Source organism: Streptococcus sp. HMSC072G04 (genome assembly GCF_001813295.1).
In the GTDB taxonomy this organism is placed as follows: Bacteria; Bacillota; Bacilli; order Lactobacillales; family Streptococcaceae; genus Streptococcus.
Genome location: NZ_KV812044.1, coordinates 1 through 9,538 on the forward strand (window position 1 = coordinate 1; position 9,538 = coordinate 9,538).

The 9,538-nt window shown below is 40.8% G+C and carries 8 protein-coding genes and 1 other annotated feature; all 8 genes read right to left on the minus strand.

What is annotated here, in order from left to right; all coding sequences use genetic code 11:
- Window positions 1–72: 72 nt before the first annotated feature.
- Window positions 73–441, minus strand: a complete 369-nt coding sequence (gene rplL, locus HMPREF2904_RS09315; protein WP_003001622.1) for a 50S ribosomal protein L7/L12 — start codon at window positions 439–441, stop codon at window positions 73–75.
- 74 nt (window positions 442–515) lie between these two features.
- Window positions 516–1,016, minus strand: coding sequence for a 50S ribosomal protein L10 (gene rplJ, locus HMPREF2904_RS09320; RefSeq protein ID WP_003001722.1), 501 nt, complete (start codon window positions 1,014–1,016; stop codon window positions 516–518).
- Window positions 1,017–1,054: 38 nt separating this feature from the next.
- Window positions 1,055–1,189 (minus strand) — a sequence feature (ribosomal protein L10 leader region).
- A gap of 61 nt (window positions 1,190–1,250) precedes the next feature.
- Window positions 1,251–2,048, minus strand: coding sequence for a formate/nitrite transporter family protein (locus HMPREF2904_RS09325; RefSeq protein ID WP_070662227.1), 798 nt, complete (start codon window positions 2,046–2,048; stop codon window positions 1,251–1,253).
- Window positions 2,049–2,217: 169 nt separating this feature from the next.
- Window positions 2,218–2,922, minus strand: a complete 705-nt coding sequence (locus HMPREF2904_RS09330; RefSeq protein ID WP_021153281.1) for a glucosaminidase domain-containing protein — start codon at window positions 2,920–2,922, stop codon at window positions 2,218–2,220.
- A 149-nt stretch (window positions 2,923–3,071) separates the two neighbouring features.
- A complete protein-coding gene (gene yihA, locus HMPREF2904_RS09335; RefSeq protein ID WP_070662235.1) occupies window positions 3,072–3,674 on the minus strand; it encodes a ribosome biogenesis GTP-binding protein YihA/YsxC in 603 nt (200 codons plus the stop codon).
- Between the two features lie 11 nt (window positions 3,675–3,685).
- The gene (clpX, locus tag HMPREF2904_RS09340; protein ID WP_049493014.1) at window positions 3,686–4,918 is read right to left on the minus strand and encodes an ATP-dependent Clp protease ATP-binding subunit ClpX; all 1,233 of its coding nucleotides are present in this window, start codon (window positions 4,916–4,918) and stop codon (window positions 3,686–3,688) included.
- Window positions 4,919–5,126: 208 nt separating this feature from the next.
- Entirely contained in the window at window positions 5,127–5,636 is a 510-nt protein-coding gene (locus HMPREF2904_RS09345; protein WP_070662238.1) for a dihydrofolate reductase, read from the minus strand.
- Window positions 5,637–5,782: 146 nt separating this feature from the next.
- Window positions 5,783–9,538: LPXTG cell wall anchor domain-containing protein (locus HMPREF2904_RS12045; protein WP_256263283.1), on the minus strand; the 3,756-nt coding region annotated here is incomplete at its 5' end.

Here is a 9,538-nt window from a genome sequence, read left to right on the forward strand (position 1 = left end):
AATTATTTGTCTAACTTTTTGGGGTCAGTACAGTTTAGGCTTCGGTTTTTTTCTTTTTGATTGGAAACTCTATTATTTAAGAGTAACTGAAGCTCCAGCTTCTTCCAATTTACCTTTGATTTCTTCAGCTTCAGCTGCAGCAACACCTTCTTTGATAACGCCAGGTGCACCATCAACAAGTTCTTTAGCTTCTTTAAGACCAAGACCAGTGATTTCACGTACAACTTTGATAACGCCGACTTTCTTGTCGCCTGCAGATGTCAATTCGATATCGAATGAATCTTTAGCAGCACCTGCGTCAGCAGCACCAGCTGCAGCAACAGCTACAGGAGCAGCTGCAGTTACACCAAATTCTTCTTCGATAGCTTTTACAAGGTCGTTCAATTCAAGGATTGAAGCTTCTTTAATTTCAGCAATAATGTTTTCAATGTTCAATGCCATTGTTATTTCCTCCAAATAAGTTTTAATTTTATATTTTTATTTTTTGTAGCTAGGCTACGCTGCGTAGCTTAAGATTAAGCTGCGTCTTCTTTGTTGTCTGCAACCGCTTTGACTGCAAGAGCAACGTTGCGCACTGGCGCTTGAAGTACAGAAAGGAGCATAGAAAGAAGTCCTTCGCGGTTTGGAAGAGTTGCAAGTGCAAGAATCTCTTCTTTAGATGCGACAGCGCCTTCGATTGCACCACCTTTGATTTCAAGTGCTTCAGCGTCTTTTGCAAAATCGTTCAAGATTTTCGCAGGTGCGATAACATCTTCGTTAGAAAATGCTACTGCAGAAGGTCCAACGAATACAGATGCAAGATCTTCAAGACCAGCTTTTTCAGCTGCACGACGCAAGATTGAGTTTTTGATAACTTTAAACTCAACTTCGCTTCCGCGAAGGTTGCGACGGAGAACTGTATCTTGCTCAACTGTCAAACCGCGAGAATCTACAACGACGATTGATGCAGCAGCTTTCATTTTTTCAGCTACTACGTCAACAAGTTCCGCTTTTTTAGCAATAATTGCTTCACTCATTAGTGTGTTCACCTCCGTAATTATTTTGCTTGGGGAATTTTTCCAAAAGAAAAACGCGCCCAAACCTAGACACGAAAGTACAATACGCTTCTTTTAATTGATACGTTTTGTCCTCGGTAGGATCTTTATGAGTCGAGCTCCCCTACTGTCTTAGGCAGTTTTTTCAAACCGTAGATTAGTTTATCATATATAAAAAAAGAATGCAAGTACTTTTGCAAACTTTTTTTATATTTTTTAATCGTTGTAGAGACTCTTGATATTATTCAACCAAGCATAGGCTAGCCCCATTAGGACTCCTCCTCCTACCCAGTTGGCAAAGAAGGTGACGCTATAATGACGTAAAATATTTAAAAACTCAAAATGTGGCAATTGGCTAGATACTGAATTAAAGCTTAATAATGAGAAGGAAGCAAAGTTTGCAGCCAAGTGTTCATTAGTCATAAATACAAACATATAAATAGCAGAGAGGGCTAAGAGCACCTTGGCTGTTTCATCTTTAAAATATAGATAAGAAAGAATAGCAATATTTACAAAGATATTGGCAATAATCCCTTCAAAGAAAACCACTTGATTGCTTCGTTGGAGTTTATTTTCTGCCACCGTAGCTAGGAATCCTTTTGGATCGATATGTGCAAAGGCTGTTGTTTGATTGAAAAGAAAAGCGACGATTAAAGCACCAATTAAATTAAAGAAGGTACAATAAAGAAGAATTTCCAGAGCTTTCTTCCAATGAATTTTCTTTAGATAGGTCCCCGCCGTCAAATACATCATATTAGAGGTGGTTAACTCCGCATTTAAGAATAGGAGATAAACCAAGCCCCAGGCAAAGATGAATGGAAATAGAAAACGACCAGATCCAGGTACGAAGGTATTCAACAGGTCTGCAGCAACTGCTCCGACCGCCGTACTTAAAGTAAGAAATCCTCCAGCAAAAATAGAACGAACAGCATAACGAGTTTTGGACTTCTGATAAAGGTCCTCTTTCTTATTACAAGCAGCTCCTACTTTTTGAATGAAATTAGATTCAGACATAAAAATCTCCTTATATAATGTTTGTGAATAAAATCATTATATCATAGAGAGAAAAGTTTGGAAAGGTTTTCAGGAAGAATTCTTAAATTTTCATCATATACGTTTTATATCGAATAATACTATGTGCTAAAAAACAATAAAAAAAAACAGGCATCTGCCTGTTTTAGTATTAATAATTCAAACGGTTCGCCCAAGCGATATCCAAATTCAAGATTTCTTGTGAAGTGAACTGTTGACGATATGGATTGTATACCGAACCTGTAATACCACCTTGAACATTTGGTGAATCGTATTGAGTCAAATTATAGGTTTCAATGATGTTATTAAGTTTTGCATAGTAGCTTGTGTCTGTCGCATAAACCCCTGTCAACGCTGCTGTTGCATCTTGATAACTAGAGGTGTTGCTCTTCCATGCACCTGCAAAATGTCCTTGTTTTAAAACAGCTACATAGTCTTGCAATGATTCATAGTAAGATGGGTAAGAACGAAAAGCATCATTAATCGTATAGGCATTTCCAGCACCATCATCTTCCCAAGTTTGCATCACTGCAGATTGACCAGCATAACTTCCTTTAATACCAAAAAGGTTGTAATGCGGATAAGAAGACAAGCCAGACTGACCTGATCCACTTTCAAGGATAGCTTGTGCGATCATAACGGAAGCATAAAGGTCATTCTCTTGACCAAGCTGACGAGCTGACTCACCAATTTGTGAGATGAAAGCTTCAGTTGGGTCTGAGTATGCTTGGTAAGTTCCATCATTAGCACCAACTGATGTTACGTGCTCGCTCATAGCAGCTGCAAATGTCCCCACTGCTAATACAGAAACGAACAAACCAAATAATTTCGTTTTATTCCGTATTTTCTTTTTCATAATACAATTTATCTCCAATTAATTTTTTATCATCTTTTATCTTTATAGAGATTATACCATATAAATAGAAGAAAACAAAGCCACTTATATTACACTTCTATTACAATTGCGAGATAAATCCAAAACAAAAATGACATTTTCATGTCATTTCAATTTATTTCGTAAAACGCATTTTCCAAAATAGCATCCCATGACTTCTCTAGTCCTTCCTTGGTTACCGAAGAAAAGACAATGAAAGTATCTGCTGGATCAAAATCCAGTTTTTTCTTAATAATGGATTCATGTTTGTTCCATTTTCCACGTGGAATCTTATCTGCCTTGGTTGCTACTAAGATCACAGGGATTTCATAATATTTTAAGAATTCATACATCTGAACATCATCTGCAGAAGGTTCATGACGAAAATCGACTAGGCTAACGACTGCTTTTAAGTTCTCACGACTGGTGAGGTATTCTTCAATCATCCGCCCCCACTTCTCGCGTTCTTTTTTAGAGACACGTGCATAGCCATAACCAGGTACGTCTACCAAACGGAGTTTATCATCGATATTGAAGAAATTTAGCAATTGGGTTTTTCCTGGTTTCCCAGATGTTCTGGCCAGGTTCTTTCGATTTAAGAGAGTATTAATAAAAGAAGACTTGCCGACATTTGATCGACCGGCAAGTGCAACTTCTGGAATCTCATCTTGAGGATAATGACTCTTATTTGCAGCGCTTAAGAGGATATCCGCATTATGTGTGTTAATTTCCATATTTTATCTTTCTAGGCTGTTTCAAGAATTGGTTTTTCTGTTCCGTCAACAGCTTCTTTTGTGATTCGAACAAGTTTGACATCTTCTTGACTTGGAATTTCAAACATGACATCCATCATGGTTTCTTCGATAATCGAACGAAGTCCACGAGCTCCTGTTTTTCTTTCGATGGCTTTATTCGCAATCTCTTGAAGAGCTTCGTCATCAAATTCCAATTCAACATTATCATAAGAGAGTAAGGTTTGGTATTGTTTTACCAGAGCATTGCGTGGCTCTTTCAAGATACGGACAAGATCGTCAACTGTCAATTGCTCAAGAGCAGCAAAGACTGGAAGACGTCCGATCAATTCTGGGATAATCCCAAATTTTTGAATATCTTCCGCAACGATTTCTTGCATGTAAGAGCTGGATTCATCAATAGCTTTATTGTTCTTACCGAAACCGATGATTTTTTCACCAAGACGTTGCTTAACAATTTCTTCGATCCCATCAAAAGCCCCACCTACGATAAAGAGGATGTTCTTGGTGTCCACTTGGATCATCTCTTGTTGAGGGTGTTTACGTCCCCCTTGAGGTGGTACACTAGCGACAGTTCCTTCGATGATCTTCAAGAGAGCTTGTTGCACCCCTTCACCAGAAACGTCACGTGTGATCGAGACGTTTTCACTTTTCTTAGCGATCTTATCAATTTCATCGACATAGATGATGCCACGTTCTGCACGCTCAATATTGAAATCCGCTGCCTGAAGAAGTTTTAAGAGAATATTTTCAACGTCTTCACCCACATAACCGGCTTCAGTTAAAGCTGTTGCATCTGCAATAGCAAATGGAACATTCAGGCTACGAGCCAAGGTTTGGGCCAAGAAAGTCTTTCCTGAACCAGTAGGTCCAATCATGAGGATGTTTGATTTTTGCAATTCAACATCCGTCTCATCTTCGCGTGTATCGTGGAAGTTGATGCGTTTGTAGTGGTTGTATACCGCTACTGCAAGGGCACGTTTAGCCCGATCTTGACCGATGACATAGTGGTTCAAGATATTGAGCAATTCTATTGGTTTTGGAACTTCACTAAGGTCTGCAAGAACTTCTTCTGCTAGCTCCTCGCGGATAATTTCTTGTGCTAACTCTACACATTCATTACAGATAAACGCGTTGTTTCCTGCAATGATTTTTTGGACTTCATCTTGACTCTTTCCGCAAAATGAACAATAAACCATCATATCATTATTTTGATTCGTTGGCATGTATTTCCTCTTTCTGTCATTTTCTGTTTCTATTTAGTTTAAAATAAGGTCATGTAAAAGGCGTGAATGGAATTCACAAGATTGGTAAAAGCATTTAGTAAGAATAAAATAGCGAGGCCAAACCGTTTTTTACGAAAGGTTTGTAAGGCGCAAATCAAACAGATGACACATAGGACAGCTGTAAAAAAACCAAAGACACTTCGCTCCATTAGTCTAAATCCTTTCTCTTGTAATAGTTGACCGTAAAATCATATGGATTCTTCTCATCTTTCGGATGATGGACTTGACGGACTCTTTCATAGTGGCTCTCTTCAAATTTTGGTGCCAATGTATCTCCATCAATCGTTGCATGAATCATGGTCTGGATCAATTCTTCTAACTGGTCAGAGAAGAGCTTTAAAATCTGACTGCCTCCAATAATATAAAGATTCTTCTCTTGCTTCTGATACCAGTCCAAGACTTCTTCTTTGCTGTGCATGACGAGTACAGCGTCATTTTCAGGATCGTAGGCTTGATCTTGCGTTAGGATAATGCTAGTCCGACCTGGTAGAACCCGTTTTTTCATACCATCAAAGGTCACTCTTCCCATGAGAATGGCTTGCCCCATGGTCGTTTCTTTGAAATGCTGAAGCTCAGCTGGCAGATGCCAAGGCATGACTTGGTCCTTTCCAATAATGCCGTTTTCAGTTTGAGCCCAGATACCAATTATCTTTTTCATTCTCTCATCCTTTACACTGATACTTCTATTTTATCAAATTTTCTTATAAAAGACTGATTTCAACTATCTAGTTTGGAGGATATTTTTTAAAATACAAACAGAAAAAACCGCGAGATTTTCGCGGTTTTTCTTAGCCACAAGTTAGCTTAGTCTTCTTTTTTGCGTTTTGCAAATCCGAATAATGACAGACCTGCTAAAGCACTAAAGATTGCAAGACCAGCAGTAGAAGATTCTTTTGTTCCTGTGTTTGGAAGTTGTGCAGTAGGATTTTGTGGATCAATATACTTCACTTCTTCTTTCGTTTCTGGAACGACAGGAATCGTTGGTTCTTCTGGTTTTGGTTGTGGAGTAGGTTGTGGTTCTGGTGTTGGTTGCGGTTGTGGTTGTGGAGTAGGCTGTGGCTGTGGCTCTGGTGTCGGAGTTGGATCCGGCATTGGAGTTGGTGTCACAGTCTTCTTGTAGATATGTTGAGTGTTTCCATCTTTATCTACAACAGTCTTCACGAAGTCATAACCTGGGATATCCTTCTTCGGTTGTTCCCCATCTTCTGTTGGGTTACCTGGGATTGGGTCCCCATTTTCATCTACATATGAAGTCGTAACTTTTTCATAGACGTGTTCTGTATCACCATTAGGCAATTTCTTCGTTTCCACAAAGCGGTAACCTGGAATTTCAGCTTTTGGTTCTTCTCCATCAACTGTAGGATATCCTGGGATTTCCATACCTTCTTTATCAACAAACTTAGTGATTGGAAGGACAGTTGGTGTGTAAGTTGCAGAAGCTTTTGTTCCATTCACATCTTCGCGAACCACTGTTACAGCTGGTGCAGTTCCAGTAAATTCAGGTTCTGGAGTGAAGGTTACGGTTCCATCTGCTGCCACTGTGTAAGTACCAACACCTGGAATTGTCTTCGTAGTTGAACCATCTTCAAATGTTGCTGGAACTTTGTCATTCATTGGTACACGGCTATCACCTTCTGTGAAGGTTGGTTTGCCTGTTTGGGTTTGACCCTTCTTACCAATTGAAGTAACTGATTCTGCAGTTGGTGTAACTGGTGTTACAGTTGGTGTGTAAGTAGCGGTAATTGGTGTACCGTTCTTATCAACACGTTTCACGGTTACGCCTGTACCTGTTCCTGTGAATGATTTCTCTGGAACGAAGGTTACGGTTCCGTCTGGAGAAACGGTGTAAGTTCCTTCTCCTGGAATAACTTTAGTTGTTGAACCATCTTCAAAGGTTGCTGGTACATCATCATCCATTGGCACACTTGGGTTACCAGGCGTGAAGCTTGGTTTGCCAGATTGGGTTTGACCTTGGATGTCTTTAGAAGTTGCAGGTTCTGCTGTTGGAGTCACAGGAGTTACAGTTGGTGTGTAAGTTGCAGAAGCTTTGGTTCCATTCTTATCTTCGCGAACAACCGTTACTGCTGGTGCAGTTCCAACGAATGATTTTTCTGGTACAAATGTAACAGTACCGTCTGCTGCTACTGTGTAAGTACCAACACCGTCGACAGTCTTCGTAGTTGAACCATCATCGAAGGTTGCTGGAACATCATCGTTCATTGGTACACGGCTATCGCCTTCAGTGAAGCTTGGTGTACCTGTTTGAGTGGCACCTTGGATGTCTGTAGATGTTGCAGGATCAGCAGTTGGGGTTACTGGTGTTACAGTTGGTGTGTACTTAGCTGTTACTGGTGTACCGTTCTTATCTACACGTTTAACAGTCACGCCTGTTCCTGTTCCTGTGAATGATTTCTCTGGTACGAAGGTTACTGTTCCGTCTGGAGCAACTGTGTAAGTTCCTTCACCTGGAATGGTCTTCGTAGTTGAACCATCTTCAAAGGTTGCTGGCACATCATCATCCATTGGGATTGCAGGGTTACCAGGTGTGAAGCTTGGTGTACCTGTTTGTGTTTTACCTTGGATATCTGGAGATGTTGCAGGTTCAGCAGTTGGGACAACTGGAGTGATCTTCGGTGTGTAAGTTGTTTCAGCAACTGTTCCGTTTGTATCTTTACCTTGAACCTTAACTGGACCCACATCACCTGAGTAAGATTTATCAGTTGGTGTGAAGGTTACAAGGCCTGTTTCTTTATCAACAGTGAAGGTACCGATCACATCACCTGCTGGTGATTTCGCTTCTACTGACGCCGCTGGTTGACCATTTTCATCAAGAAGAGTAATGGTATCTTTGTCAATTGGTGCAACTGGGTCACCTTCAGTGAAGGTTACTGTTCCAGTTTGAACCACACCTTGAGGTGCTTCTGATGTAGCTGGAGTTGCTGTTGGGTTTACTGGAGTCACAGTTGGTGTGTACTTAGCAGTAACTGGAGTACCGTTCTTATCGACACGTTTAACCGTTACGCCTGTACCTTCTCCAGTGAATGATTTTTCTGGAACAAATGTTACGGTTCCGTCTGGAGCAACAGTGTAAGTTCCTTCACCAGGAACGGTCTTCGTAGTTGATCCATCTTCAAATGTTGCTGGTGTATCATCATCCATTGGAACATTTGGATTACCTGGTGTGAAGGTTGGTGTACCTGTTTGAGTTTGACCTTGTTTGTCAGTAGATGTTGTATCTTCTGCAGTTGGTGTTACTGGTGTTACGGTTGGTGTATAAGTTGCAGAAGCTTTTGTTCCGTTCTTATCTTCACGAACCACTGTTACAGCTGGTGCAGTTCCGACGAATGATTTTTCTGGTACAAATGTAACAGTACCGTCTGCTGCTACTGTGTAAGTACCAACACCGTCGACTGTCTTAGTCGTTGAGCCATCGTCAAATGTTGCTGGAACATCATCGTTCATTGGCACACGGCTATCGCCTTCAGTAAATACAGGTTTGCCAGTTTGTGTAGCACCTTGGATATCTGTAGTTTCAACTGGTGTTGCAGTTGGTGTTACTGGTGTCACAGTTGGTGTGTACTTGGCTGTGATTTCAGTACCGTTCTTATCCACGCGTTTCACTGTTACACCTGTAGCAGTTCCAGTGAATGATTTTTCAGGAACGAAGGTTACTGTTCCATCTGGAGCAACTGTGTAAGTTCCTTCACCATCGACAGTCTTCGTAGTTGAGCCATCTTCGAAGGTAGCTGGAGTATCCTCATCGATTGGAACATTTGGATTTCCTTCGGTAAAGGTTGGTTTACCAGATTGTGTTTGACCTTGGATATCTGTCGATGTTGCATCTTCAGAAGTTGGAACGACTGGAGTAATCTTAGGTGTGTAAGTTGTTTCTACAGTTGTTCCATTTGTATCAGCTGCTTGAACCTTAACTGGAACCACATCACCTGAGTAAGATTTATCTGTTGGTGTGAAAGTAACTACACCTGTGTCTTTATCAACTGTGTATGTACCGATCACATCACCTGCTGGTGATTTCGCTTCTACTGACGCCGCTGGTTGACCATTTTCATCAAGAAGAGTAATGGTATTCTTGTCGATTGGCGCTACTTCATCACCTTCAGTAAAGGTTACAGTTCCAGTTTGAACCAAACCTTGAGGTCCAGTAGATTCAGCTGGTGTTGCAGTTGGAGTTACTGGAGTCACAGTTGGTGTATAAGTTGCAGATGCTTTGGTTCCATTCTTATCTTCACGAACAACCGTTACGGCTGGTGCTTTACCTGTGAATGATTTTTCAGGGACAAAGGTTACAGTTCCGTCTGCTGCTACTGTGTAAGTACCAACACCGTCGACTGTCTTAGTCGTTGAGCCATCGTCAAATGTTGCTGGAACATCATCGTTCATTGGCACACGGCTATCACCTTCAGTAAATTCAGGCTTACCTGTTTGAGTTTGACCTTGTTTACCTGTTGTTTCAACTGGTGTAGCTGTCGGTGTGACTGGAGTCACAGTTGGTGTATAAGTTGCAGAAGCTTTGGTTCCGTTCTTATCTTCACGAACAAC

Excerpts from the sequence above, each read along its gene's own strand:
- HMPREF2904_RS09330 (WP_021153281.1), bottom strand. The coding sequence starts at position 2,922 with ATGAAAAAGAAAATACGGAATAAAACGAAATTATTTGGTTTGTTCGTT.
- HMPREF2904_RS09345 (WP_070662238.1), bottom strand. The coding sequence starts at position 5,636 with ATGAAAAAGATAATTGGTATCTGGGCTCAAACTGAAAACGGCATTATT.
- yihA (WP_070662235.1), bottom strand. The coding sequence starts at position 3,674 with ATGGAAATTAACACACATAATGCGGATATCCTCTTAAGCGCTGCAAAT.
- rplL (WP_003001622.1), bottom strand. The coding sequence starts at position 441 with ATGGCATTGAACATTGAAAACATTATTGCTGAAATTAAAGAAGCTTCA.
- clpX (WP_049493014.1), bottom strand. The coding sequence starts at position 4,918 with ATGCCAACGAATCAAAATAATGATATGATGGTTTATTGTTCATTTTGC.
- HMPREF2904_RS09325 (WP_070662227.1), bottom strand. The coding sequence starts at position 2,048 with ATGTCTGAATCTAATTTCATTCAAAAAGTAGGAGCTGCTTGTAATAAG.
- rplJ (WP_003001722.1), bottom strand. The coding sequence starts at position 1,016 with ATGAGTGAAGCAATTATTGCTAAAAAAGCGGAACTTGTTGACGTAGTA.